This window comes from Candidatus Nitrospira bockiana (assembly GCF_965152565.1).
The window spans coordinates 519438-544918 of record NZ_OZ224215.1; the positions used below are offsets into that span (position 1 = coordinate 519438).

General features: G+C 64.1%; 28 protein-coding genes. 18 read left to right on the forward strand and 10 right to left on the reverse strand.

Annotation, left to right across the window (positions count from 1 at the left end):
• Positions 1–57: 57 nt before the first annotated feature.
• The 8 genes from ACWHYV_RS02840 (at position 58) to ACWHYV_RS02875 (ending at position 6569) form a co-directional block, all read left to right on the forward strand.
• Entirely contained in the window at positions 58–1164 is a 1107-nt protein-coding gene (locus tag ACWHYV_RS02840; protein WP_447979147.1) for a deoxyhypusine synthase family protein, read from the forward strand.
• A 34-nt stretch (positions 1165–1198) separates the two neighbouring features.
• Entirely contained in the window at positions 1199–1576 is a 378-nt protein-coding gene (locus ACWHYV_RS02845) for a peptide chain release factor-like protein (protein WP_447979148.1), read from the forward strand.
• Between the two features lie 45 nt (positions 1577–1621).
• Positions 1622–2266: a DsbA family protein gene (locus ACWHYV_RS02850; protein WP_447979149.1), complete on the forward strand. Its 645-nt coding sequence runs from the start codon at positions 1622–1624 to the stop codon at positions 2264–2266.
• A gap of 29 nt (positions 2267–2295) precedes the next feature.
• Positions 2296–2565 (forward strand): hypothetical protein, encoded by a 270-nt coding sequence (locus ACWHYV_RS02855; protein ID WP_447979150.1) that lies wholly within the window; start codon positions 2296–2298, stop codon positions 2563–2565.
• Position 2566: 1 nt separating this feature from the next.
• Positions 2567–4021: an aldehyde dehydrogenase family protein gene (locus tag ACWHYV_RS02860; protein ID WP_447979151.1), complete on the forward strand. Its 1455-nt coding sequence runs from the start codon at positions 2567–2569 to the stop codon at positions 4019–4021.
• Positions 4022–4180: 159 nt separating this feature from the next.
• The gene (locus tag ACWHYV_RS02865; protein ID WP_447979152.1) at positions 4181–4759 is read left to right on the forward strand and encodes a pyruvoyl-dependent arginine decarboxylase; all 579 of its coding nucleotides are present in this window, start codon (positions 4181–4183) and stop codon (positions 4757–4759) included.
• Positions 4760–4786: 27 nt separating this feature from the next.
• Positions 4787–5716, forward strand: coding sequence for an agmatinase (speB, locus tag ACWHYV_RS02870; RefSeq protein WP_447979153.1), 930 nt, complete (start codon positions 4787–4789; stop codon positions 5714–5716).
• A 136-nt stretch (positions 5717–5852) separates the two neighbouring features.
• A complete protein-coding gene (locus ACWHYV_RS02875) occupies positions 5853–6569 on the forward strand; it encodes a pseudouridine synthase (RefSeq protein WP_447980677.1) in 717 nt (238 codons plus the stop codon).
• Positions 6570–6604: 35 nt separating this feature from the next.
• On the opposite strand, the gene ACWHYV_RS02880 is transcribed toward ACWHYV_RS02875, so the two are convergent.
• The 4 genes from ACWHYV_RS02880 to ACWHYV_RS02895 all read right to left on the reverse strand — a co-directional run bounded on the left by ACWHYV_RS02880 (position 6605) and on the right by ACWHYV_RS02895 (position 12234).
• Entirely contained in the window at positions 6605–7378 is a 774-nt protein-coding gene (locus ACWHYV_RS02880) for an MCP four helix bundle domain-containing protein (RefSeq protein WP_447979154.1), read from the reverse strand.
• Between the two features lie 54 nt (positions 7379–7432).
• Entirely contained in the window at positions 7433–9112 is a 1680-nt protein-coding gene (locus ACWHYV_RS02885) for a peptidase domain-containing ABC transporter (protein ID WP_447979155.1), read from the reverse strand.
• Positions 9113–9193: 81 nt separating this feature from the next.
• Positions 9194–10684, reverse strand: a complete 1491-nt coding sequence (locus ACWHYV_RS02890) for a TolC family protein (protein ID WP_447979156.1) — start codon at positions 10682–10684, stop codon at positions 9194–9196.
• Between the two features lie 116 nt (positions 10685–10800).
• Positions 10801–12234: an HlyD family secretion protein gene (locus tag ACWHYV_RS02895; RefSeq protein ID WP_447979157.1), complete on the reverse strand. Its 1434-nt coding sequence runs from the start codon at positions 12232–12234 to the stop codon at positions 10801–10803.
• A 226-nt stretch (positions 12235–12460) separates the two neighbouring features.
• Between ACWHYV_RS02895 and purE the strand changes: the two genes are divergently transcribed.
• The 3 genes from purE to ACWHYV_RS02910 are packed head-to-tail and all read left to right on the forward strand — an operon-like array spanning position 12461 to position 14592.
• Positions 12461–13024, forward strand: coding sequence for a 5-(carboxyamino)imidazole ribonucleotide mutase (gene purE, locus ACWHYV_RS02900; RefSeq protein ID WP_447979158.1), 564 nt, complete (start codon positions 12461–12463; stop codon positions 13022–13024).
• Positions 13021–14199: a 5-(carboxyamino)imidazole ribonucleotide synthase gene (locus tag ACWHYV_RS02905; protein ID WP_447979159.1), complete on the forward strand. Its 1179-nt coding sequence runs from the start codon at positions 13021–13023 to the stop codon at positions 14197–14199. Before purE ends, ACWHYV_RS02905 begins: the two co-directional genes overlap by 4 nt.
• Before the next feature lie 12 nt (positions 14200–14211).
• The gene (locus ACWHYV_RS02910; protein ID WP_447979160.1) at positions 14212–14592 is read left to right on the forward strand and encodes a hypothetical protein; all 381 of its coding nucleotides are present in this window, start codon (positions 14212–14214) and stop codon (positions 14590–14592) included.
• A gap of 56 nt (positions 14593–14648) precedes the next feature.
• Here ACWHYV_RS02910 and ACWHYV_RS02915 read toward each other — a convergent pair whose 3' ends face one another.
• Genes ACWHYV_RS02915 through ACWHYV_RS02925 form a run of 3 tightly spaced genes read right to left on the reverse strand, consistent with a single transcriptional unit; the run spans position 14649 to position 17456 of the window.
• Positions 14649–15371, reverse strand: a complete 723-nt coding sequence (locus ACWHYV_RS02915; protein WP_447979161.1) for a rhomboid family intramembrane serine protease — start codon at positions 15369–15371, stop codon at positions 14649–14651.
• A gap of 57 nt (positions 15372–15428) precedes the next feature.
• Complete coding sequence (locus tag ACWHYV_RS02920) at positions 15429–16310, reverse strand: phosphoesterase (RefSeq protein WP_447979162.1); 882 nt, start codon at positions 16308–16310, stop codon at positions 15429–15431.
• A 48-nt stretch (positions 16311–16358) separates the two neighbouring features.
• Positions 16359–17456 carry an LOG family protein gene (locus ACWHYV_RS02925; RefSeq protein WP_447979163.1) on the reverse strand — a complete coding sequence of 366 codons (1098 nt, stop codon included), beginning with the start codon at positions 17454–17456 and terminating at the stop codon, positions 16359–16361.
• Between the two features lie 109 nt (positions 17457–17565).
• Here ACWHYV_RS02925 and ACWHYV_RS02930 point away from each other — a divergent pair, with 109 nt between their 5' ends.
• From ACWHYV_RS02930 to ACWHYV_RS02955, 6 genes are all read left to right on the forward strand, one after another.
• A complete protein-coding gene (locus ACWHYV_RS02930) occupies positions 17566–19041 on the forward strand; it encodes a multinuclear nonheme iron-dependent oxidase (protein WP_447979164.1) in 1476 nt (491 codons plus the stop codon).
• On the forward strand, positions 19038–20204 hold the full coding sequence (locus ACWHYV_RS02935; RefSeq protein WP_447979165.1) for a tRNA dihydrouridine synthase: 1167 nt from the start codon (positions 19038–19040) through the stop codon (positions 20202–20204). Before ACWHYV_RS02930 ends, ACWHYV_RS02935 begins: the two co-directional genes overlap by 4 nt.
• Entirely contained in the window at positions 20195–20830 is a 636-nt protein-coding gene (locus ACWHYV_RS02940; protein ID WP_447979166.1) for a Maf family protein, read from the forward strand. Before ACWHYV_RS02935 ends, ACWHYV_RS02940 begins: the two co-directional genes overlap by 10 nt.
• Before the next feature lie 85 nt (positions 20831–20915).
• Positions 20916–21575, forward strand: coding sequence for a hypothetical protein (locus ACWHYV_RS02945; RefSeq protein WP_447979167.1), 660 nt, complete (start codon positions 20916–20918; stop codon positions 21573–21575).
• Complete coding sequence (locus ACWHYV_RS02950; RefSeq protein ID WP_447979168.1) at positions 21572–21925, forward strand: hypothetical protein; 354 nt, start codon at positions 21572–21574, stop codon at positions 21923–21925. Before ACWHYV_RS02945 ends, ACWHYV_RS02950 begins: the two co-directional genes overlap by 4 nt.
• 146 nt (positions 21926–22071) lie before the next feature.
• Positions 22072–22488 (forward strand): hypothetical protein, encoded by a 417-nt coding sequence (locus ACWHYV_RS02955; protein WP_447979169.1) that lies wholly within the window; start codon positions 22072–22074, stop codon positions 22486–22488.
• Positions 22489–22572: 84 nt separating this feature from the next.
• Here the strand turns inward: ACWHYV_RS02955 and ACWHYV_RS02960 are convergent, their stop codons facing one another.
• The 3 genes from ACWHYV_RS02960 to ACWHYV_RS02970 form a co-directional block, all read right to left on the reverse strand.
• Positions 22573–24315, reverse strand: a complete 1743-nt coding sequence (locus tag ACWHYV_RS02960; protein WP_447979170.1) for an ABC transporter ATP-binding protein — start codon at positions 24313–24315, stop codon at positions 22573–22575.
• A 98-nt stretch (positions 24316–24413) separates the two neighbouring features.
• Entirely contained in the window at positions 24414–24644 is a 231-nt protein-coding gene (locus tag ACWHYV_RS02965; protein ID WP_447979171.1) for a DUF6812 domain-containing protein, read from the reverse strand.
• Between the two features lie 29 nt (positions 24645–24673).
• Complete coding sequence (locus ACWHYV_RS02970; protein ID WP_447979172.1) at positions 24674–24769, reverse strand: AURKAIP1/COX24 domain-containing protein; 96 nt, start codon at positions 24767–24769, stop codon at positions 24674–24676.
• 182 nt (positions 24770–24951) lie between these two features.
• Here ACWHYV_RS02970 and ACWHYV_RS02975 point away from each other — a divergent pair, with 182 nt between their 5' ends.
• On the forward strand, positions 24952–25446 hold the full coding sequence (locus tag ACWHYV_RS02975; protein WP_447979173.1) for a hypothetical protein: 495 nt from the start codon (positions 24952–24954) through the stop codon (positions 25444–25446).
• Positions 25447–25481: the final 35 nt, after the last annotated feature.

The following is a 25481-nucleotide window of genomic DNA, read 5'->3' on the forward strand; positions in this document are numbered from 1 at the left end:
CTCGTTGTGCCATAAGTACAAAGAGATCGGTGACGCGATGATTCGATGAAGGATGCCATGTACGGACGCGAATTTCACGACGGCGCGCAGGACGGTCTGAACGCGTTGGAGCCCTTGGACCCCGAGAAGGTGAGGTCCTTTTCGGACTTGCTGGCCGCCATGCGAAAAACCGCCTTCGGCGGGCGGCGGGTGGGCGAGGCCTTCGAGGTGTTGGCGGAGATGATCGAAGACCCCGACTGCTTCGTGGTGATGACCTTGTCGGGTGCGATGACGATCGCGAAAATGGGGAAGATCATCAGTACGATGATCGACCATGGGATGGTGCAGGCGATCGTGTCGACCGGTGCGCTCGTTGCACATGGGCTGAGCGAGTCGGTCGGTAAAATCCACTATCGGTATGATCCCTCGATGAGCGACGAGGAGCTGTTCCGCAAGGGGTACAATCGGGTCTACGATACACTCGAGATGGAAGCCAACCTGAATTACGTCGAGCACGTCGTGGCCCGAACGTTGAAGCGGATTCCCGTGGAACAACCCTTGTCCTCCGAATTGCTCACTCGGGAGATCGGCCGGACGCTCGTGGACGAACAGCATGGAAGCGGGATTCTCAAGAGCGCGTATGTGAAAGGGGTCCCGGTGTACATCCCCGCGTTCACGGATTCCGAAATGGGGTTGGACGTGGCCACATGGGCCATGGGCCGCCAGATCGACCGGGCGCGAAGCGGTCCGCCGGGGCACGATGGGGACATCGGCGTCCTTCGCCGGCTTCACGAAGTCCTGCCCAATTTCAATCCCTATCTCGATCTCAACAGCTACACCGATCTCGTGCTCTCCGCGAAGCGCCTCGGCATCTTCACGATCGGGGGCGGGGTGCCGAGGAACTGGGCTCAACAGGTGGCGCCGTACGTCGAGATCGGCAATGTCCGTTTGGGATTGAACGTCAGGCCCCCGCGCTTTCAGTACGGGGTCCGGATCTGCCCGGAGCCGGACTACTGGGGCGGGCTCAGCGGATGCACCTATACCGAGGGGATTTCCTGGGGGAAGTTCGTCTCGCCGGCGGACGGCGGGCGCTTCGCCGAAGTGCTCAGCGACGCCACGGTCGTGTGGCCGTTGCTGATGATGGGTCTTTTGGAACGAGGTCGGTCGAAACAGAAGCCGTCCTAACGGGTTGCCAGCCTTCTCTCCGTGAGGCCGGAGGATGACGTTTGCACCCGGGCCTCGCCAACCTCCGTACAGCCTCGACCGCACCGTCTTGGAACGCGAGGTGATGATCGAGGTCTTCCGGGCCGGCGGCCCGGGCGGCCAGCACCGCAATGTCACGGACAGTGCCGTCCGGCTGCGCCATCTGCCCTCGGGCGTGCAGGTTGTCGCCGCGGATTCACGGTCGCAGCATCGGAATCGGGAAACGGCGTTCGAACGCCTGATCGAGCGGTTGCGGCGTTTGAACCGGATTCGCAAACCGCGGGTGCCCACGCGCGCGACGCCAGGCTCCAGAGAGCGGCGGCTGGAGGGCAAGCACCGTCGCCAGGCGATCAAGCGGCGCAGGGGACGCGTGGAAGGCGAACGAGAACAGTAGGCCTGGATCGAGTGGACGCGGCGGCAACCGTCCGGCGCTGACCGTATGAAGACATCTGGACGCGGAAGGAACTGGCTGGCAGTGGTTGCGGTCGCGGCCCTCTGCACGCTCGGCAGCGTGGCTGGAAGCAAGGAAGCGGTCACCGAGAAGATCGACTTCCGGATGCGAGGGAACCCACACGCCCCCGTCACGCTCATCGAATACTCCGATTTCACCTGCGGATACTGTCGCAAATTCTTCTACGAGACCTGGCCGCGGCTCCAGGCGAAATACGTGGACACCGGCAAACTCCGCTTCGTCTACCGGGATTTCCCACGAGCCTCCCAAGGCCCGGCCGTCAATGCGGCGCTGGCCGCACGGTGTGCCGGCGACCAAGGCCGATATTGGCCGATGCACGATCGTCTCTACGGGGCCCGCCTGGAGTTGGCGGAATTCCAGCGACAGGCGGCCACGCTGGGGCTCGATGTGCCGGTGTTTACCAAGTGCTACCAGGAAGCGCGCCATGCGGAGGCGATCTTTCGAGACAAGGAAGAAGGCCTGTACCTTGGATTTCGCGGGACCCCGGGGTTCGTCTTGGCCCTCACGGCCTCCTCCTCGAAGGAGCCGGCGCTCCTGATTCCCGGGGCTTTCCCGTTCGACGTGTTTGAAGAGCAGATCGATCGGTTGCTGAAGTTGCAACACGTGCAGTAACGACCCATTAAGCAGAGAGAAGGGACATCATGTCACAGCACCAGACTTTCTGGCCGGTGGATTCAGAAGAGGGCGGCGCCGAATTTCTCGTGTGCATGTCGTGCTTGGGCGAGGTCTTCCGGCGCAAGATCCCGATGCCCGATTGTCCGAGCTGTCATGGCGTATCGACCTACGAGGCCTTCACGCTCGATTCCATTCGCGATTGGGGAACGCCGGAATTGATCGCGAAGGCGGAAGCCGCCGCCTCCGAGGAGGAACCCGCGGTTCCGCGCAGCACGGTGGCCGATACCGAGCATTGACGTGCAGCGACCGGCCGCTTCAGAAGTCAAGCCGTTCTTGGTCGGGCGCGAATGGATGAGGACCGCCCGGTCGCTGCCGGTGACGAACCCCTACACCGGCGGAGTCGTCGCCAGCGTCTCCCAGGCGGGCGCCGATGAGGTAGAAGCCGCGATCCGGGCGGCCGTCTCCTCGTTTCCCGTCATGCGCCGCCTGCCGTCCCATGCCCGGGCCGCCGCCCTCGCCCGCATCGCCGCCTCTCTCTCCGATCGACAGGACACCTTCGCCCGCACGATCGTCGCCGAGGCCGGCAAGCCGGTCGCTGATGCCCGCCGCGAAGTGAGCCGCGCGATCCAGACGTTCACGCTCGCGGCGGAAGAGGCCAAACGTGTGCCGGGTGAGGTGTTGCCGCTCGACCTGACCCCCGGGTCGGAGTCCTACCTCGGCCTCACGCGCCGCGTGCCGATCGGGCCGGTCCTCGGCATCACCCCGTTCAATTTTCCGTTGAACCTCGTCGCGCACAAGGTGGCCCCGTCCCTCGCCGTCGGCAACCCGATCGTGCTGAAACCGGCCCCGCAAACCCCGCTCACGGCGCTGCTGCTGGCCGAGGTGATCTACGAGACCGATCTGCCGCCGGGCGCCTTCAGCGTGGTCCCCTGCGACAACGCGCTCGCGGAGCGAATGGTGACCGACCCTCGCTTCAAGCTGCTCAGTTTCACGGGCAGTGCGCCCGTCGGCTGGATGCTGAAGGCGAAGGCGGGGAAGAAGCGCGTCGTGCTCGAGTTGGGCGGGAACGCGGGCGTCATCGTCGAGCCGGATGCCGACCTTGAGCTGGCCGCCCAGCGGTGCGCGGCGGGAGGCTACAGCTATGCCGGGCAGACGTGCATTTCCGTTCAGCGGATCTACGTCCACCAATCGGTCTACGAGCTGTTCCTCACGATGCTGAGCGCAAAGGTGGCGGCGCTGCCCAGCGGGGATCCCGAGGACGCCGCCACCGTCGTGGGACCGGTGATCGACGAACGGGCGGCCTCCCGCATCGAGGCCTGGGTGCAGGAGGCCGTGGCTCAGGGCGCACAGGTCTCCGTTGGCGGCACCCGGCGGGGCCAATTGATCGCCCCCACGCTGGTGACGAATGTCCGTCCTTCGATGAAGATCGCCTGCGAAGAGGTGTTCGGACCACTGGTGGCGGTCACGCCGTACGCCCGCTTCTCCGAGGCGATCGACGCCTTGAACGACTCGGCGTACGGTCTGCAAGCCGGAGTCTTCACCCGCGACGTCCACAAGATCTTCCAGGCGTACCAGGATCTGGAGGTCGGCACGGTCTTGGCGAACGAGATCCCGACCTTTCGGGCCGATCACATGCCCTACGGCGGCGTTAAGGATTCCGGGCTCGGGCGCGAGGGGGTCCGCTATGCCATGGAAGAGATGACCGAGCTCAAGCTGCTCGTCTTGAACCTCAAGGAAGACCGGCGGGACTAGGGCCGCGGCGGGACGGAAAGAAAGTCGCCGAATCTATTGCGGAATGGGCGGCAACTTGGTACAACAGCGGCCCTGTGTAGGGCGCCGGGAAGCGTGGTGTAAGACGGCCGGGCAGGGGCTGGAGGTCATTCCCCGGCTTCGCATGCCAAGGGAGGAGAGATGGTACCAACGCACATGTTCCTCACCCGAGGGGTCGGGGTCCACAAGGAGAAGTTGGCGTCGTTCGAGCAGGCGTTGCGCAGCGCCGGCATCGCCTACTGTAACCTCGTCAGTGTGTCCTCGATCTTTCCTCCCGCATGCAAAATCGTTCCGCGCAAGATCGGTGAGAAGTTGTTGAACCCCGGGGAAATCACCTTCTGCGTGATGGCCCGATCCGAAACCAACGAGCGGAACCGGCTGATCTCGGCCTCCGTCGGCCTGGCGATTCCCACGGACCGGCAAACCTACGGTTACCTGTCGGAGCACCATGCCTACGGCGAGACCGACGAGGAAGCCGGTGAGTACACGGAAGATCTGGCCGCCCAAATGCTGGCGACGACGCTGGGCGTCGAATTCGACCCGAATATCGCCTGGAAAGAGCGAGAGCAGGTTTTCAAGATGGGCGGCAAGATCGTCAAGACGATGAACATCACCCAATCGGCCATCGGCAAGTCCGGCAAATGGACGACCGTGGTCGCATGCGGCGTCTTCATCCCTGAAGAGAACATTCCCAAGACGATGCGCTCCCGGCGGAGCTAATCGTCGCCTACCCTAGGTCGGTCCGCCATGACGCTGCCCCCGGGCTGGCTCGGTCCAGACGCGAACTTCCTCGCCCTCGAAGAGCCGTGGTGTCACCCGGATCACGCCGGCGTCTACGTCCTGGCGGCCCCCTACGAACACACCTCCAGCTATATTCAAGGCTCCGATCGGGGTCCCGACGCGATCCTCGAAGCCTCCCGGCAGGTCGAATTGTACGATGAGACGTTGGGGTTCGAGACCTATCGTGAATGTGGCGGGATCGCAACGGCCAGCCCGTTGGCGCTCCAGGGAAAAGTGAATGCGGCGGCGGTCGAGGCGATCGAGGATTATGTTGCCTCTCGACTCGTCCCGCGGCGCTTCATCGTCACGCTGACGGGCGAACACACCGGCGCCTTGGGCGCCATTCGTGCCCACGCGAAAGCCTACCCGAACCTCTGCGTCGTCCAGATCGACGCCCACGGCGATTTGCGGGACGCGTTTCAGGGCAACCCTTACAGCCACGCCAGCGTCATGGCGCGGGTCGTCGGCGACGGCCTTCCGCTCATTCAAGTCGGAATCCGCTCGATTTCGCCCGAGGAAATCGACCTGATCCGACGGATGCCGACGGTGACGACTTTTTTTGCCGATCGGATCCTCGATCCCTCCGGCCCGTACGGCGGGCACGCGGCGCGGTGGATCCCCGAGGTCGTCAAGGCGTGCATGGGCCCTGTCTATCTCACCTTCGACTGTGACGGCCTTGATGCCTCGATCGTGCCGGCGCTGGGGACGCCCGAACCCGGCGGGCTGGGATGGTATGATACGCTGGCATTGGTCACGGCGCTGGCGAACGGTCCCGGCATCATCGGGATGGACGTGAGCGAGATCGCGCCGATCCCCGGCTTTGCCGCGCCACAGTTCACGGTCGCGCGGCTCATCTATCGGATGCTCGGTCGTATCCAGGCCGCCCGGCGGCGGTGAGGTCCAGCCGGCATCGCCTGCTCGGGCCGCTTGTCGGCGTCCTGTCCATCCTATGCCGTCGCGTCGTCTCATCAAACGTGTTCGGCCCTCTTCACCGCCCGCGGCTGACGTGCCGGGGAGCGGCCGGAAGGGCGGCATCCGCATCAACAAGTTCTTCACCGAGCAGGGACGGTGCTCGCGGCGGGAAGCCGACCGGCTGATCGAGGAGGGGCGGGTGACGATCAACGGCCGGATCGCCGTGCTCGGCGACCGGGTCGTCCCCGGCGACACGATCGCCAAGGACGGAGTCGTCATTCCGTGGGGCGCCGCTCCCATCTACATCAAATTTCACAAGCCGGTCGGGGTCACCACCACCAGCGAACCGCACATCAAGGACAACATCATCGCGTCCATCGGGCATCCCGAGCGGATTTTCCCGATCGGCCGGCTGGACAAGGACTCCTCCGGCCTGATCCTGCTCACCAATGACGGCGACATCGTCAACAAGATTCTTCGTGCCGAGTACGCCCATGAGAAAGAGTACATCGTTCGGGTGGACCGTCCCTACAGCCAGGCCTTCCTCGATCATATGGCGCGCGGCGTCGTCATCCTTGGAAAGCCGACGCGGCCGTGTCGGATCCGCCGGACCGGCCCGCGCGAGTTCACGATCATCCTCACCGAGGGCCGGAACCGACAGATCCGGCGGATGTGCCAGGCGCTCGGCCATCGCGTCGTGGCGCTGCACCGGGTGCGCATCATGAACGTGAGGATCGACGGCTTGCCGGTGGGGCGGTGGAAGGACCTGACGGAGCAGGAGCGGGACGGGCTGTTCCGGGCCATCGAGGCGGCGGAGACGACGCGGGAAGCAGAGTAAGGTTCGACTGCTCGAGCGACCGGTGACGCTGCCGATCAGAGGCGGCTGGCCGGGGGGTGCGCCGAGGCGGAGGCCGGCTCGAGCCTTCTGCTCTCAGCGGGGGATTCCGACGGAGCCGACGTCCGCGGGCGCCCGGGACTCCCGACAAAGAGGTTCAGTACGGCAAGGAGGAGGCTCCCTCCCATCAACAGAGCGCTCGCTCTGCGAATCGTCCTCGTGCCCTCGTCGCGCATGTCTTTGGCGACATCCGCCACCGTCTCCAACAACCGATCGAGCGCCAGGCTGACCTGGATCAACTTCGGCCCGGCGTTGTCCGCGGCCTGGACCTCGGCTTTGGACCGCAACTCGGCCGCTTCCTGGGCCGATCGCGCCCCCCACAGTTGCACCAGCAGGTTCACGGTGCGGTTCGACGAGGCGATGTAGGCGTCCAAGCTCTCGCGGACCGCCTGCAGGTCCTCCGGTTCGCTCCGCCCGCTCCGGGACACGCGCAGGCTGGCCGCGGCATAGCGATCGATCGCGTGCTGAATGCGAGCCCGCTGGTCGGGAAGCGACGCCGTGATCCGCTCGAAGTCCTTCTTGGTCGGCGCCTCGAGCGCGCGGATCACGGTGGTGCGATAGCGAATGATGTCCGCCGAAATGTGGGCGAGGTCGGTGGCGGCCAACGTATACTCGGTGTACATGATCCGGAGGTCCTGATCGATCTCGCTGAGCGCGCGGCCCCCCATGAACCCGAGCCCGATGACCAGCAGGCTGATCATCACTTGGCCGAAGGACGGGCGCAGACGTGTCAGGCGTGTACGGAGGTCCATGGTGATCAGTGTCCCGGCATCATCGGTCTCTCGTGCACGCGCGGCCGCGGCGATTCAATCCAGGATGAACCGACGGTCCACGTGCGTCGTCAAGCTCGGATCGTTCGAGATGAACAGCACCGACCACGGCTCCTCTTTCGAGCACAGGCGCCGCAGGATCGTCTCTCGGGTGCTCGGATGCAGGCTGTGCAGCGTGCCGTCGAAGATCAGCAACTGCGGCCGGGTGACGATCGCGCGGGCGACGAGGATTTTTTGAACATGGCTCGTGGTCAAGGCCTTCCCCTGGGGCCTGACCGGCGTCTTCAGCCCCAAGGGGAACGTATCGACGTCCTCTTCCATCTCCACGAACCGCAGCGCCCACAGAATGTCCTCATAGGTGATCGACGGCCGATCCAAGGTGATGTTCTCTTCCAACGTGCCTTCGAACAGGGAGAGGTGAGAATCGAGGACCAACCCGCGGTGACTGTTTAGGGAAGTCATGTCCAGGTCGCGGACGTCCACCCCGTTATACCGAATCACGCCCGACGTGGGCATGTAGAGGCCGGCCAGGACACGGGCCAAGGTCGACTTGCCGGTGCTCGTGTTGGAAAAGATGGCGACCTTTTCGCCCGGGGGGACGTCGAGGTTGAAGTTCTCGAACTCCGGGGCCGAGTTGGGGAATGCGAACGAGAGATCTTTGCACGTCAGCCGCAAGCCGTGAATGCGGGGATCCGGCAGCTTCACGGTCACCGCGCCGGCCGGCGCATCCTTGGGCAGCGAGAACAGGAAGTCCAACTCGGCCAGCGCCGTCAGGAAGTAGAAGACATAGCTCATGCGCTTGACGACCGACTCGAAGTTGATCAACAGGCTGCCGACGATCACCTCGGCCGCGACGAGCTGACCGAGGGTGAGCTGCCCGATGGCGAGCAGCCAGCCGGCCGTCCCGATCAGACCGCTGTGGGCCAAGGCCTGCCAGCCGACGGAGCCGAGATACTGCCGGATCAAGACCTGGAAGCGTCTCCGGCGGGCGGCCAGGTAGGCCTCGACGAGGCCGTCGGTTTTCTTCAACAGGAGCGGCTCGCTGACCGACGCCTTGAAGTGCGGCAGATTGAAGGCGACGTCCTGGAGCCAGTGCGCCGTGTCGTACTTCGCGTGCGACATTTCGATCGTCGCCTTCAGCCCGCCATGGCTCAGGACCGTGACGATGATCGCAAACCCCAGGACCAAGAGGGCGTTGAAGACCAAGAAGTACGGATGATAGAAAACCAGGATGCTCATGCCGACGATCCCGCCGACCAGCACGTTGATCACGTCCACGAGCAGGACCGAGAGGGCGCGCTGCATGAAGATGGTATCGAAGAACAGGTTGGCATAGCGGGGGCGGAACCCTTGGACCTTCAGGCGGGGCAGCAGTTGCGCCATCCCCAAGGCCACCCGCGCGAAGATCCGGCGCTCGAGGATTTCCACCGCATAGAACTGGAGCGCGCGAAAGGCGCCGACCGCGAGCAGCGTGAGGACCATGATCCCGGCCAGCGTGACGATCATGATCGGCTGGATCGCAAAGGCAAACGTGTTGACCAGCTCTTGAACGGTGAGGGGGATGATCAGCGAGAAGAGACCGATCGCGAGCGCGTAAGAGACGATGAGCCCAAACACCCGCCGCTCGAGACGAAACAGGACGCCCAAGCGTGCCAGGGTGTCCTTGAACAACTGAGCGGTCAGCGCATGGCCGCTGTCAGAGGTTGCTGTCGCCACGGTATCTCATCGGGACGCCGATCGAAGGCCGGGATCGCGTTTCAGCGTATCAGAGGCCCGGAGCCAATTACTACGGCGCATCTAGGGGCTGGGCCGATAAGAGGTCGGGACGGCCACGGCCGTACCCTTCCCCCACGCGCCGATTGCCCACTGGTAGAACGCCAGGGCCTTCTGATAGTCCGCTTGCGCCCTGATCAATTGCGCCTCGGAATCCACGGCGTTGCGCTCGCGCAGATTGACGAACAGCACGCTCGTGGCCCCGAGACTGAACCGGAAACGCTCCCCCTCCTCCAAGGTTTTGGCAAGCTGCAGGGACTGGCTGGCGGCCGCGATCCGCTCCTTGGCCCGTTCGATGGCGGACAAGGCGTTGTCCACGTCCACCATCACCTGCTGCTCGCGGAACTTCTGGACGAGGACAAAGCGATCGGCCTTCCCCTGCGCTTGGAGCACCTCGCCGCGCGCCCGACGCTGCATGAAGGGGATCCGCATCTCGAGGCCGAAGCGATAGCCGAGACCGAGGACGAACTTTTCCGGAGTCCGCGCCGGTGCGGCTTCGGCGTTCAAGCTGGGAAGGAGATTGTTCTTGGCGAGCTCCAGGTCGATCTTGTTGATCCTGGCCTCGATCTCGATTTCCCGTACTTCCGGACGGAAGGCCCGCGCGGCCAGCTTGTCCGCCTTCACGATCTCGGGCGGTGGTGAGTCGGCGGGCTTCGGGAAGTCGCCGACACGCTCGGGTCCGGGGGCGGCCGGGGCGTTGCGTTCCCAGAGGAACATGGAGAGCCGGAACTGCTCCTGCTCGATGAGCCGCGTGGCCGCAATGAAGCTTTCTTTTCGGCGCTGCACCTCCTGGTTGGCCTCGACGGCGTCCAACGGCGCGGCCGCGCCGGCTTTCGCCCGCTGCTCGACCTGTTTGTAGCGATCCTCGGCCACCCGGAGAGCTCGCTGCTGCACATCCGCCAGTTTCACGGCGGCGACCCACTCCCAGTATTGATTGGCGGCCGCGAGAAAGAGATCTTGACGCGTTTGCGCGATCTGAATGTCGGCTTTGGGATCGGCCAGGCCGGAGCGTTGGAGCTCCGCGTTTTCGGGGTTGACGAGGAGCCCGCGCAGCAGGGGAATGAACCCGCCCAGGATCACCTGGTTGTGACCGTTGTTGAATCCGAGGTCGGGAATCTGAGCCGGACCGTTGATCACTTCACGAATCCCGGCCTCGCCGCGGAATCCCCAGGGATGGCGGGCTTCGATGAAGGTGTCGTTGAAGCCCACGGTCTTGGTCTCCTCAGGGCCGGTTCGTGGGATGAACCGTTCCACCTCGGCATCGTTGACGAGCGTCGGCTCGAACGCGCCCAGCGCGCGGAGCATCTTGCCGCGCGCCACGATCTTCTCGGTCTCCGCGCCCTTCAACAGCGGATGGGAGCGATCCACCCAGGCAAGCACCTCGTCGAGCGACAGCGGGATGGGTGGGAGCGGCTTGACGGGGGGATCCGCCGCGGCCGTGAGCCCCGGCGCGAGAACACCCGTCAGGACGAACGCGAGAAGGCGCAAGCAGGACCGACTACGCGACGGCGTCATACGCATCTCCTTTGCAAGACAAGCATCGATGGCGGCCGTGGAGCGGCGCGACGCACAGGGGTTCGGGCGACCGGGGAGAAGAGGCTCCGAGCGGGTCGGACTCGCCATTGTGTCGGTTACTTGGCTCCTCTCCCGGCCTTCGGCAAGAGTGTGTCGAGCAGCGACGGCGGGCCCTCTTGATAATCGGGCGGGAAGAGATTGAAGCGTCGCCACATCTCATACCAGAGTGGAACCCGATTCAGGATGACCCATCCCATCACCTTCGTCCCCTGGCGGACGTGCGACTGCTCCGGCCACGGGCGATCTTCAGGGTCGGGTACGACCCAAAAGCGATAGTTGCCTTTACCGTCGTCCACCTGATCCACGACCTTGATGATCCCGCTGTACGTCCCGGCCATGAGCTCCGGCCATGCGGGCAAGGGGATGGCGGGGATTCCATAGAAGAGCAAACGGACCTTGCGCCCGACGTTGAGGAGCGGAGCATCGATCCCATCGGCCTTGAACTCCACGGCCTTGTCGGAGCTCATCGGTGAAATCCTGACGAGTCGGTCTCCCGGGCGTACGGTTTCCCCGACTCCGACCTCGGCCATGCGCACGACCGTCCCGTCAATCGGAGCCAGGATGCGACTGGCGGCGCGTCGCTGCAAGGCGTTCGACAGGCGCAGTTCCACGTCGGCGAGCTGGTCGCCGGCGCGCGCCGCTTCCGCGAGCGCGCCGGCGCGCGCCGCTTCGGCCTCGAGCAGACGCTGGAGCACTTCGGCGCTTACCTGGTCGCGCCCGAACCGCAGCGCCTTCATCGCCTCTTGTGCAGCCTTCAGGGACGCTTCGGCGCCTTGCAGATCCGCTTTGCTCGCAATAGCGCCCTGGATGGCCAGCTCCAGTTCCCGCTGGGACACCAAGCCCTGCTTCGCCAGTTGCTCGTGGCGTGCGACGTTCAGCTCCGCCGTGTCGACGCCGATTCTGGCCGCGTTGATCCGCTGTTCGGCCTCCCGAACCTTGTTCTCGGCCTCGACGACGCGCGCTTGAGCCGAGGGCACCGCCGCCCGGACGAGGCCTTGCATTTCCTTGATGCGCTTCTCCAATTGGTCGGCGCGGTCCAACGCCGCCTTGCGATTCTGTTCCAAGGCCAGCTTTCGTTGTTCGAGGAGCGGCAAGAGGTCGGGCGACATGAACTGCGGGTCGTAGTCGTCCAGTTCGAGGATCAGTTCCCCCTGCTTGACGCGCACGCCTTCGTACACGTGCCACTTCTTGAGGCGTCCGGTGATTTGGGCCTCGATGTCCTGCGGCCGCTCATAGGGCGAGTAGGCCGAGAGCTGCCCCGTTGCGGTGATGGTCTGCGTCCAGGGGACGAAGGCAATCATCAATGCGAACAGGAGGAGGAGCTTGATGGCCAGACGGGCCGAAAATCGGAGGCGGTCTGGGATCTGAACCGCTTCCCAGGACTGAAGTTTTGTGGAGACGGCGAAGTTGTCGACCTCGATCTCGTCGAGTCCGGTAGGCCGATCGACGAGGGACCGAATCTTGTTGCTGAGGGCGGGAAGCCGGTCCATAGGTCCTCGCCCGCGCATTATATGAACTTTTCAAGGCTTTGGTCAATTTCGGTGGGAGTTGGCTCTTGATTGTCGACCGGGAGCGGGGCTAAGGTGTGACCCTTATATTATGAAGAAGGTTGAGGCTGAGGCCAAGGTTAAGGTTGAGACGGCGAGGCGAGCATTCACAACGTACTTCGACCCTCAGCCTTAGCCTCAATCTGAACCTTTCCTGAGTGGAGGCGCGATGACGGCTCGGCGAGGACGGAAGACAACGGAGAGTTGGAACGGAGGCCGCCGCGGTCATCAACCCTTGGTCGGGGTGGTCGGTGGGAGTCGGAGCGACTTCCCGACTCTGGAAAAGGCCGTCGACATTCTCAAGTCATTGGCCATTCCCTGCGAGCTGCTCGTCGTGTCCGCCCATCGGACGCCGGATCGTTTGTTCGCCTATGCCGAACAGGCGCCGACGCGGGGGATCGAAGTCATCGTCGCCGGTGCCGGCGGGGCCGCGCACCTCCCGGGCATGCTCGCCGCGAAGACGCATTTACCGGTCATCGGCGTCCCGATTCCCACCGAACATCTCCGCGGGCTCGATTCCCTGCTGTCGATCGTGCAGATGCCGAAGGGTATTCCGGTCGCCACGGTTGCGATCGGAGGCGCAGAGAACGCGGGCCTGCTCGCGGCTCAGATCCTCGCCGGACGGTACCCCGACATCCGGAAGCGCCTCATCGAATTTCGCAGCGAGCAGACGCGGGCCGCCATCGCGTCTTCACCTGAACGACAGAAGGCCGCCCCACTTGCCGAATCATGAGCACGGTGATCGAGCCGGGGCGGCTCTTGGGCGTCTTAGGGGGCGGTCAGCTCGGGGCGATGTTCACCGCCGCGGCGCAGCGCCTCGGCTATCGGGTGGCCGTGTGGGATCCCGACCCGGATGCTCCCGCCCACCGGACCGCCGACCGCTCCGTTCCCGCCTCCTTTCTCGATCCCGCAGGTCTGGCGGCCTTCCGCTCCGACCTCGAGGGAGTGACCTACGAGTGGGAAAACGTCCCCGTTTCGCTGGCCGAGGAGTTGGAGGCCGCCGTGCCCGTCCGCCCGGCGGCCCGCATTCTCCGGTTGATCCAAAACCGGCTCACGCAGAAAACCTTCCTTCTTGATCGCGGATTTCCTGTCGCACGGTTTTGCGGGCTCACGGAACCCGGTCAGATAAGGCGGGCCGCTGAGCAGATCGGGTATCCCTGTCTGTGCAAGACCGCCACGTTCGGCTACGACGGCAAAGGCCAGTGGCGATTGACCCATGTCGGGGAAGCCGCAATCCTGGAGACGCAATTGCCGCCGCGAGCGGGCGAAGGGAGTCAGTGGATCCTCGAGGAATTCGTCCCATTCGAAAAGGAGCTGTCGGTCCTGGTCGTACGCGGGGCCGATGAGTACCGGACTTACCCGGTCGTCGAGAACATCCATGAGGGCGGCATCCTGCGGATGACGTGTGTGCCGGCGACCGTGGCGCCGAACGTCGCGTGCGAGGCGCAGCGCCTCGCCGCATCCGTCGTCGAGGCGCTCCAAGGCCTCGGTGTTTTTTGTGTCGAGCTGTTTCTGATGGCCGATGGCCGGCTCTTGATCAACGAAATCGCGCCTCGCCCGCACAACTCCGGTCACTATACGCTCGACGCGTGCACGACTTCTCAGTTCGAACAGCAGGTGCGCGCGCTGTGCGGCCTGCCGCTCGGCGAGGTCGTCCTCACCCGGCCGGCGGTCATGGTCAACCTGATCGGCGAGGACCTGGCGCGTGTCATCAACCAGGCGAATGTGCGGGACCTTCTCCGCACACCGGGCGCCAAACTCCACGTGTACGGGAAGCGAACGATGCGTCCGGGCCGCAAGATGGGCCATGTGACCTTCCTCGCCGAGGACCCGGAGGAAGCGTTGCGGAACGCGCACCGACTCGAGCACGCGCTGAAGGAACGACCTGGCACCCGTCAGGAACCGTAGAAAGGACGACCGATGACACGTCGGCTGCTGACCCGTTTCCCGCTCACCGTCGTCACGGCACTGTTGTCCGGATGTCTCAACGTAACCTGGACCGGTCATGAGGTGCCGGCCGGATCATGGGAAAAGTTCGTTGCGCACAAGACGACCAAGGACCAGGTGGTCGCCGTCCTCGGGAAGCCGGAGAACATCGTGCACAAGCCGGCCGACGGGATGACCGTCTACGTCTATCAGTACGTACAGAACATGCAAGCCGGACTGGCGACCATTCCCTTCCCCGTGTTTTTCATCGGCCGGGCCAGACAGTCGGGGATGATCTTGAGCATATTTTTCTCGGACGATGTCTTTCGCGGCTACGAGCTGGTCGAGCTGAATCAGAAGCTCTTGTGGAAGTAGGGAAGCCAGACGACCGCGTCACGGAGCCGAGGCCGATCCCTCTTGGCGGGCGTCCCTCACCACTCCGATTCTTCCCAGGCGCGGTGGTGCGCGGGGGCGAAGAATCGGACGTCCGGGCGCTTGAAGAGGCCGATCAGGACCATGCCGGCCACGAAGCCGCCGACGTGCGCAAAGAACGCCACTCCTCCACCGGAACGCCCGAGGCTCATCCCTCCGCTCAGCACCTGCATGACGAACCAGAGACCGAGGACAAAGCCTGCCGGGACATACATGAGTCGGGTGAAGAATCCCAACGGGATCAAGACCAGGACCTGGGCGCGCGGAAAGAGCAGCAGATAGGCGCCGAGGACGCCCGAGATGGCGCCGCTCGCGCCGACCAGCGGGATGGTCGAGCCCGGATCCGTCAAGGCATGGGCGTAGACCGCCAAGATCCCGCAGACGATGTAGAACACGATGAACCGGGCATGGCCCATCACGTCCTCGATGTTGTTCCCGAAGATCCACAAATAGAGCATGTTGCCGATCAGATGCATCCAGCTTCCGTGCAGGAACATGCTCGTGATCAAGGTCAGAAAGGGTGGAATCACTTCGATCTGAGGGGGCAACGCGGCCTGACCGAAGACTGCGGCCGGGATCGCACCGAAGCGGTACACGAACAGTTCCCCGGGCTGCGGCGGCAGGGCGGCTTGATAGAAGAAGACGAGCGAGCAGAGCACGATGAACGCGACGGTGACGACCGGGGTGATCTGCGTCGGATTATCGTCGCGTAGCGGGATCATCGACCGAAGACACGGACCAGACGGGCCGGTGAGACGCTCCTGACCACGGTCCGCCGGTCAGTTGCGACCCGTGCTCGGGGTCTTGGACAGCAACGGCGCCAGCGGTGACGGCGCATCGGAAGGCAAGACGACCGAAAACCCGGCGGCATGCCGATGCCCGCCCCCGCCGTAGGAGGCGGCAATGGCGCCCACGTCCGCTCCTCCTTCACGAGACCGCATGCTGTAGTAGCGCCGGCCGTCCCGGTCGTGCCAGATGATGCAGAACGCATGGTCCTTTGAGAGGCGCTCGCCGATCTGACTCGTCAAGGTGGCGCTCTGCACCACCGGCACCATCACGCCGTGAAACGGCAAGAGCACGGCCGCCGCGGCGATCTTCGTCACCAACTCGTTTTCATAGCGCAGGATCGCCCGGCCTTCGGTGACCAGCGTGTCGGCTCTGAGTCCATCCCAGACGTGGAAGTCATATGGATACGAAGAGAGGGCGGCGCTGACCTCCCGGCTGTCCGGCAGTCCCCAGGTCCACAGGTCCTTGTCCTGCACGTACTGCAGCAGCCACGGCACCGGCTCCTGGTGCGCCCACTCCCACGCCAGCACCGCGCCGGATTTTTTCTGATCGAAATACGCAAACGGGAGATCGGCCAACGCTTGTTGCGCCGTGATGTGGTGGTCGAGCACGAGGAGCCCGGCCGCTTGCTCCGCAATGTGCTCCAGCGTGGCTCGATCGTAGGAAAAATCGACGATGAGGACCCGGCGTCCGTGAACCGGCGGCGGCGGGTACCCGTGTTTGACGGGGAGGTATTGGGCCGACGGGTACTTCTTCCACAGCGCCCAGGCCGCGCCGAAGCCGTCGGGGCAGTCGGCATGATAGAGCACGAGATCGGGCGTCAGTCTGTGAGGGCGGCCGGTCGTCATCGCGTCCGCCACCAGCTTAACACGCACCTCGGCGCCGGGAAAATGGAAAAGTCGGCACGGGAGGACCGAAGCTCGTTACAGGCCGGCCGGGGAGGGGATGGCCCCGACCGGGGCCGCGGCGGTCGCTTGCGGCAACGAATTGAGCCGGTCGATGAGTTGACGCAGCCGGCCTGCGCTCCGGCGGTTGTAATGGAAGACGAGACGAGGCAGGTCCTTGGTCGTGATTTCGTCCATCTCCTCGGGGAACGGTTCCCGCTGGAGAAAGGCGCCGTCGGCGAGCATGTCGTGAAACTCGGTGTTGACGGCCGACACTTGCTCCTCCGTCAGAGCGTGCCGGAGCCGGATCACCAGATATTGGTGGACGAAACGGCTGGAATGGTACGTGCGATAGAACGAATGGATCTCCTCGACCGCCGCCTCTTCCGACTCCAAGATCTTGAACAGGCTCAAGTCCTCCGGGCTGATCAGGTGCTGGGCCAGCAGTTCGTCGGTGATGAAGGCGTGCCACTGATTCCAATAGTGGCATCCCGGTGCTTGCAGGCAGACGATGGGCTGCGGATGGCTTTTCCCGGTCTGCAACAGCGTCAAGACCTCGAAGCATTCGTCATGGGTACCGAACCCGCCCGGAAAGAGCGCCGTCGCGTGCGATTCTTTGAGAAACATCAGCTTGCGGGTGAAAAAATACTTGAACGTAACCAGCTTCGGGTCGTCGGCGATGGTCGGGTTCGCACCCTGTTCGAACGGGAGCAGAATGTTCAGCCCGAAGCTGTTCTCGCGTCCCGCGCCTTCCTGCGCCGCCCCCATGATGCCGTCGCCACCGCCGGTGATCACCATGAACCCCCGTTCGACCAGGCGCCGGGCGAACGCACGGGCGAGCTGGTAGTTCGGGTCATCCGGCTGGGTGCGGGCGGAGCCGAAGAAGCTCACCTTCGGCCGATCCCGGTAGGGGTAGAACACCTTGAAGGCGTAGCGCAACTCACGAAGCGTGCGATTGAGGATTTTCAGATCGAGCGTGTCGAGATAGGAGTCGTTGAGGCGCAACAGCGTCACCAACATCTCCTTTCGGAGCAACTTCCGGAGATCCCCGTTCGTGTCCTCCAGCAGTCCCCGGACCTGCTTGAGAATCTCTTCGTTAGTGAGGCCTAATCGAGCCGCCGAATCGAATTCCTTCATGGTTCTTCCGACCTCGTAATCTTATCAGCCGCCCGGTACCTGGTCAAAACCTTGCGCGCTCGCCGCCGCTATTGTCAAAGCTTCCCGCCGGCCGGTAGACTGACCGGTCATGCCGTCACGATCGTCCACCGTCGAGCAGGAGTTTCACCGGAGACTGTCAAGAATTCCGGCGCTCGGTCTCGGTCTCTCCGTCGATGTCTACACGCCCGATCTACTCGAGCTGGCGAGGGAGCTCGAGGCGCACCGGATACCGTACGGCTATCTAGAGGTCTTCAAGGCTTCGCAGGCGGCTCTCCGACAGGTCCGAAATCGCCTGCATGGGCCGTTGGCCTACCATGCCGAAGGCCTGTGGCTCACGCAGCCGCATTGGGAGCGCGACTATCCCGTGGAGTCGGAAATCCAGGAGGCGGCTGAGCAACTCGCCATCTTGGGCAGTCCCTGGCTCAACCATGAATGCGCGGCGAAGCAGATGGCGGGCTACGCGTTCGGGACGTACCTCCCCCCGTTGTTCACGAGAGAAAGCGCCGATGTCGCGGCGATGAACGCCTCCCGGCTCCAGCGGCGGCTGGACGAGACGGACTGTGTCGGCGCGGGCGGCGCGCCTTTGGTCCTGCTGGAGATCCCACCCTTGACCTATTTTGGCCTGGGGGACATCTCGGTGGCGGCCTTTTTCCGCCGTCTCATCGAGCGGACACCCTGCGGCCTCGTCCTCGACCTCGGCCACATTTGGACCCACTATCGCTATAGCGGAGCCTGGCGATACCAGTCTTCGGACGCCTTTCTCTCGGAATTTTTGGATGCCTTCCCGCTCGAGCGCGTGGTGCAGGTCCACGTCGCCGGCCTTGCCGAGCAGGATAGGGAAGGCGACGTGGCGTCCGCGGCCGGCTGTCCCCTGCCCTGGTGGATCGACACGCACAGTGCACCGATTCCGGGGGCGTTGTGGAGCATGCTGGCTCAAGTGCTGGCGCATCCGAACCTGTCGGCGCTCCGAGGCGTGGCGCTCGAAGTCGACACCAAGTCGATTGCGCTGATCGCCGCCGAGCTGGAGCACGCTCTTGCTTCGTTTGGCCCCTGGATCGAGGAGGTTGAGCGGGCCTCGGTGGCGTCCGGGGCGGCGCCGGTCGCGGAGCATGAGCCGGTGACACGGGTGGACGAGGCGTCGCTCGTTTCGCTCGACGAGCACTACGCGATGTTTGCGCGTTGTGCGGCGGGCCGGATCGAGCGGGTCCCCCCGGCTCTGCCGTCGGCGTGGCTCGATCTCGAAGGATTGGAACGCTACCGCCGGGCCTATCTCCCGCAGGAAATTCTCACCTGGGGCGGCGACGTGCGGGAGATGTTTCCTGAGACGTGCCGCCATCTGGAGCGCCAGGGCGTTCCCGTGTCGAGCTTCGCGGCCTTTTGGTTTCGCACCCCCCGGCGTGCGGACTCCGGCTATGATTTCTTCCTCTTGAAGCTTGAGCGATTCACGGAGTTTGCGATCGAGGCGCATCCGGCCGTGAAAGACATCGTGGAACGTGAAGCGGAGTACCTTCGCGACGGCTACCGAGTCGCCAGCGAAGCGGTGACCGAGGACGTCGGCCGATGAATTGGTGGAGGCGACTGCCGCAGCCGGTGATCGGACTGTCGCCCATGGATGGTGTCACCGATGCCGCCTTCCGCCGCGTGGTCGCTCGGCAAGGCCCGCCGGACGTCGTCTTCACGGAATTCACGAACGTCTGCGACCTCTGCCGCGGCCCGGAGGCCTGTCTCTCGACCTTCCTCTACTCGGAGGTCGAGCGGCCGATCGTGGCGCAGTTGTATGGCAAGCATCCCGATCTCTTCTATCAGGCCGCCCACATCGTCTGTGAGCTGGGCTTCGACGGTCTCGATCTCAACATGGGCTGTCCCTCCAAGAACGTCGCGTCTTCCGGCTCGGGCGCCGGCCTCATCCGCACGCCGGACCTCGCGCACGAGATCATCCGCGCTGCGCGTCAGGGCGTCCTCGACTGGGCCGGCGGGCAAAGCCTGGCGTCGGCGGGCATCAAGACCTCGCGTGTGGACGCCATCCGCGCGATGAATCTCGCCCGCTGCGGGCGGCCCGATGCGCTTCGCCGCCCGATCCCCGTGTCGGTCAAGACGCGGATCGGTTACGACGACGCCATCGTGGAGCAATGGATCCCGCATTTGCTCAAGGAGCAGCCCGCCGTGATTTCCGTCCATGGCCGGACGCTGACGCAGATGTACCGGGGAGAAGCCGATTGGGACGCGATCGCCCGAGCGGCCGACTTGGTCCGGGGCACGGACACCCTGGTGCTCGGGAACGGCGATCTCGAGTCGATGGAACACGTGGTCCGCCGCGTTCGGGCGAGCGGGGTCCACGGCGTGCTCGTCGGTCGCGGGTCTTTGGGGGCTCCCTGGTTCTTCCGAACCAAAGAAGCGGCTCGCCGAGCGGTGTGCGAGCCCGGACAGGAGCTCACCGGCCTGGTCCCCGACGTGCCGCGCCAGGAGCGGTTTCGCGTCATGCTCGATCATGCACGCCGGTTCGAAGAGCTGTTCGGCGTGCGGCGCTTCCCTCGCATGCGGAAACACCTGGGGTGGTATTGCACCGCCTTTCCGCACGCCGCCGCGATGCGGGCCAGCATGGTCCGCGCGTCGTCCAGCGCGGATGTCGAGGCGATCGTGGCGGCGTACGATTCGCGGTCCTCTCCCGCCGCGCCCGACAAGTCGGACTCGCCGGCTCCCTTCTCCGTTCCTCTTTCATGCGGCTGATCCTCGCCTCGACCTCTCCGCGCCGCCGGGAGCTGCTCGCGCTGTTGGGCCTTCCCTTCGACACGCTCGATCCGCGGTTCGTCGAGGTGACGCGCCCCGAGGTTCCGCCTCGTGACCACGCGATGGCGTTTGCGGAAGGAAAAGCGCGGTCGGCAGCGGAGGCCGTCTCGGCGGAGGCCGCGGTGATCATCGGATGCGACACATTGATCGAGATCGACGGCGCCGTCATCGGGAAACCGGTTGATGCCGCCGAGGCCAGGCGGATGCTCCGCAGGCTGAGCGGCCGCCGGCATGTCGTCCATACCGGCGTCGCAGTGGTGTCGACGGCGACGGGCGCGTGCCGTCGTGGGGTGGAGAGCGTGCGCATCCGGGTCGCCTCGTTGCGCGATGATCAGATCGAGCGATACGTGGCAAGCGGCGAGCCGTTGGACAAGGCCGGAGCCTACGCGATCCAAGGAGCCGGGGCCGAGCTCATCGCTGGCATCGAGGGCGACTACACGGCGGCGGTTGGCTTACCGTTGCGCCTCTTGGCCGCGTTGCTGGAGGCGCATCACGTGGCCGTGCCCGTCGACGTCGACGCGCTCTATCGCGAAAAACCGTACCGCAACTGGTCCCGCTTCGCCTGATGCCTGCGCCCGTCGGATTGCATTGGCTCGGACCTTTCCTTACAATGGCCGCACACCGCGACGCGAGTCGCGCGAAGGAGGCCTTATGCGGGCGAGTAGGATCGGCTTTTTTGTCCGGTGGATGGTTCCCGGGATTGTGGTGTGCGCGCTGGCGACAGCGGCTCCGGTTCATGCGATCGACGTCAAATTGACGATGGACGACGCGAAAAAGGCGCTTGCGGCCGGCCGGGAGCCGATGGAATCCGCGAACAATCCCGACGACGTGAAGAAAATATTGCAACAGGCCGCGACGGTCACTCGAGTCGGGGCCGATCCCGAGAAGGATCCGTGCGGTCCGAACGCCGTGCTGCGGACCAAGCGCTATTGGCTGGAGTCGTTCGGGCGCCAGGAGGCCACGGAGAGCAAGAAACAGAAGCGCGACGTGAGGATGCCCGAGGATAAGATTCAAAAGATCCTCGACATGCCCAACCTGGAAATGTCCATTCAGTTGTGCGGGGACGATGAGTATTTCGCCGAAGGCGTCCAAGTGGCGCTTCAGCAGGGGAACAAGACGATCAAGCCGATCGACGTGAGTCCAGCCGACAAGGGGCGGAAGAATGAGAGCCAGGGGCCCGCCTATCGGTCGCGCTTCACGGCCCGGTTCGCGTATGACAGCTTCGATCCGAATGCCAAGACCAAAGTACTCGTCTATTTTCAAGACGGCAAGATGCTCGAGTTCGATGCGGATTTCTCGAAGGTCAAGTGACGGCCGCTCGTGTCTCTCCATCTGATCCTGCTGATCCTGCCGTTGGATGCCTGAATAGCCGGGCTTCGGCGGCTGCGGCCGGTCCGGCGGTCCTCCGGCTCTTCGTCGTCTTGCTGCTGTGCCTCTGCGTCACGATGCAGGCGCTTGGAGCTCCGATCACCCTCTGGGAGCCTCATGGGAACGATGATCTGCTGGGAGCGTCGATCCTGGAAGGCTTTTCGATTCCGGCTGATCTTCTGACCGTCGTCGTGTCCGCGCCGGAGTGGGTCGCCTTCGATCACCTGTCCTTCGTCCGATCCGCCGTCGTCCTGCACGATGTCTTTCATCCTCCCTATTCCGTTTTCCTGTAACCCAATCCCCGTGAAATAACCGATCGATTCGGCTGTGCGGGCCGTGGGCATGTGCAGCCGAATCTCAAGCTTCTCCCTTCACCTCGGGCGACGGCGACTCGAGGCCTTACAAGAGCGAGAGGTCGGAAGCCATCAGAGGAGGTCCCATGACGCGAAGATTCATCGTGGCGTTGGTGACGGCGATCGTCTCGGGAGGCGGCTGTGCTGAATGGCGTCAGCATCATGACCCGCCACGGGTACACGAGGTCGAAATCCGGGAAGGCGTCCAGCCGCTCCTGCTCTACGCTGGTGTCGGTGATGAAGTGCGGTGGCACAATCGTACCGACGATCCGGTCCGCCTGTCGTTCCTGGGTACGACCAATTTGGAAACCGTGCGGTGTCAAAAAGGGTTTTCCTGGTTCGGCGTGATGCGTGACTACGCCAAGATCAAGCCCGGCCACTTCGTCAGCCTTTGCTTTGCCAAACCCGGAACGATTCGATTCAACGTGTGGATGGACGCCAACAACCTCCGCCAAGGAATCAGCCCGACCGCGACGATCCGGGTGACTGACGAATCGGGGTAGTACGGCGCTGGATTGAGGCAGCGAGCTCCTACCGTTCCGTGCCGAGGTCGATAGAAGCGGGTTGAGATGCCGGAGGCGCGGCTTTCACGTCGTGACTTGGTGTTGGTCCTCGGCCAATCGCAGCGTGTAGAGATAATGATAGAGGCCCTTGCGGGCCATCAAGGAGATGTGGTCCCCCTGCTCGACGATCCGTCCTTTGTTCAAGACGAGGATGCGATCGGCCCGCTGGATCGTGCTCAGCCGGTGCGCGATCACGAACGTCGTCTTCCCGGCCATGAGGCGCTCGAGCGCGTCCTGCACCAGCCGTTCCGATTCGGTATCCAGCGATGAGGTGGCTTCGTCGAGCATGAGAATCCGCGGGTTCTTCAGCACGGCCCGGGCGATCGCGAGTCGTTGTCGCTGCCCGCCCGAGAGGTTGACGCCTTTCTCACCTACGATCGTTCGATAGCCGTCCGGGAGCGCGGTGATGAAGTCGTGCGCGTTGGCCGCGCGGCTGGCTTCGATCACCTCGGCCTCGGTCGCGTCTTCACGACCGTACCGGATGTTCTCGGCTATCGTGCCGCCGAACAAGATCGTTTCTTGGGGCACCAGGGCGATTTGCCGATAGAGGCTCTCGAGGCGCACCGAACGAAGGTCATAGCCGTCGATCGTGATCCGGCCATCGGTCGGATCGTAGAAGCGGTGGAGGAGATTGAGGAGCGTCGTCTTGCCCGCCCCGGTCGGCCCTACCAGGGCCACCACTTCGCCGGGCCGTGTGTCGAACGTGACGTCGATGAGCACCGGCTGACGGGGATCGTAGGCGAAGGACACGTGGGAGACGGCGACGTGGCCTGCGATCGGCGGCATGGCCCCGGCATTGGGCACATCGTGCACCTCGGGCTCGGTGTCGAGAATCTCGAAGACCCGCCGCATCGCCCCTTGGGCTTCTTTGATCTGCGCGAACACGCGGGCCGTGGAGCCGAACGGACCGATGAGGATGCCCGCAAACAGGACGAACGCGAAGAGATCGCCCGGCGAGACGCTCCCCTCGACGACCTGTTTGCCGCCGTACCACAGGACGGCGCCCGCCGCCGTGAAGGTCAAGAGCGTGATCGTGGGAATGAACACGGCCATGACGCGGGCACGGCGCAGCGCCAAGTCCAAGGCATTGCGGACTTGCCCCGCGAAGCGGACTTCTTCGCGACGGGTCTGCACGAACGATTTCACGACGCGAATGCCGCTGATCACCTCTTCGACCAAGGTCGTGATCGCGGCGGTCCGATCCTGTATGTCGGTGGACAAGGACTTCAAGCGCTTGCCGAACCACCGGGCAACGAGGACGAGGAGCGGCAGCAGCAGTACGATGAGCAGGCAGAGCCGCCAATTCATGACCAGCAGAAAGGCGACGCCGCCGACGAGTGTGACGAGTTGCTTCGTCGAATCGATCGGCGTTTCGGTCACCGTGGTTTGGATGACGCTGATGTCGTTCATCAGGCGTGAGAGCACTTCACCGGTCCGCCGTCTTGCAAAAAAACTCAGCGACAGCCGTTGAAGGTGTGCGAAGACGTGGGTTCGGAAATCCGCCATGACGTGCTGTGAGACCCAGGCCGTGAGATAACTGTGTCCTACCGAGAAGAGGCCCTGCAGAATCACCAGCCCGAGAAACAGCCCCAAGGAGCTCGTCATCGCTCCCAGGTTTCGTTGAACGGTGATCTCGTCCCAAAGAACCCCGGCGAGCCTGATCAGCGCGAGGTTCAGGACGGCGACTCCGACCACCAGTCCGGCGGCGCCGACCATCGCGGGCAGATAAGGACGAATGAACGGGTAGAAGCGAGGATAATAGGACATCCGACCTCCCCCTTCGGCTCCACGCGGCGTCCGTCTCGGCCCGTAGAGCGGCCGGCTGCCGCCAAAGGAGAGGGGCTGCACCTGGGACCCGGCGCCGTTCAGAGTTGGGTGATGGAGACGATGAGGTTCTTGTTCAGCGAGACGAAAGGTGCGCGGTCGTGGTCGTTGATGACGACGTCGGTGAGGTTGATGAACATCCGGGACTCTTCATTGATCGCGTCCGAGACGCGATTTCGCATGGGGGGGATGAGAAAATCGCCGACGTAGCTGCCGTTGACCGTCCTGACCTGGATACGAACTTTCTTGCCGTCGTTTTTCGCTTCGGCCACATCGCCCTCCGTTCTGGGGTGAAGCGCGGTCAGCTACGTCGTCGCAAGAACTTTTGTCGTTTGCGCAATTTTCGGTGCTTGTGCTTGCGCATCTTCTTCTTCCGTTTCTTCAAGACACTCGACATGCAGGCTCCTGACTCCGTAATGGCTCACGTCCGGTGCGGCCCTTCGCCGCTCAGCTGCTAAAACCGTGCACTGGTAACATAACTCGCGGAAGGCTGTCAAGGATGAGACGGACGAGGGCGATGCCACCGTGGCCGCGTGGAGCGGGATTGACGAGCTTCGAAAGGCGTTTCTATACTGCGTCATGTCGTTGCATCTTCACGCGCGCCTCGGCTCGCTGCTCGCGCTTCTCCTGATCGTCTCCGCCTGCTCCTCGAAGGGCCCGCAGTATCCGGAGGATCACGCGCGCTATGTTCGTCTCGACGAGGCCGTGGAGGCGCTGCGGCAAGCCTATGTTCGCAAGGATCTTTCCGCCGTCGAGGCGCTGGTCCTTCCCTCCAATGCCACCGACCGCCTCGTCTCCGACATCAGGAAGGACTTCGATCAGTTCCAGGAGATGGCGTTGGACTTTGCCATCGAGCGCGTGGTCATCGACGGCGATCAGATCGACGTCTTCTTGCATTGGCAGGGGCAGTGGAAGGCGGCGCCGTCGGAGGCGAGGTTTCGCGAGCGAGGCCATGGCGTGCTCCGGTGGACCGGCATGCAGTCGATCCTCCTTGCCGGCGTAGGGGGCGACGTGCCCTTCGGCATGGCGACTCGGCGTCCAGTGCCCCAGGCCCCCCATGCTCCCGCCTCCTAACGTGGCGCACCCCGCTTGCCGTCGTGTCCGGATCC